The following is a 301-nucleotide window of genomic DNA, read 5'->3' on the forward strand; positions in this document are numbered from 1 at the left end:
TGGGGAAACTCTGGTGCTTAGCAGGTTTGGCGATGCGCAGTGGGATCTTCGTCCGTTTTTTGATCAGGCTAATGTTGCCCATTCCTATAAATTTATCAATTGGGATATGAGCTTGCCTCGGGCGCTCATTGATGACTGCAAAGCTGTTGCTTACGCATGGTTTAAGCGAGGTCTACCTAGCTCCAAGCCTCCTATCGCACGGGGTATCACTACTTTCGCTGTTGCAAGTGTGATGCCCTTTATTCGTTGGTTGAACAATCTGGGAGTTTCAAGGTTTGCGGATGTTCGTCCGATCCATATC

Annotated in this window: 1 protein-coding gene; it reads left to right on the forward strand. The window is 48.2% G+C overall.

The window, feature by feature from the left end:
- A partial coding sequence (locus KMS84_RS44380) for a hypothetical protein (protein WP_256921533.1) occupies positions 1–301 on the forward strand: 301 nt, incomplete at both ends.

Origin of the sequence: Streptomyces hilarionis (assembly GCF_024539675.1) — a bacterium.
Classification (GTDB): domain Bacteria; phylum Actinomycetota; class Actinomycetes; order Streptomycetales; family Streptomycetaceae; genus Streptomyces; species Streptomyces hilarionis.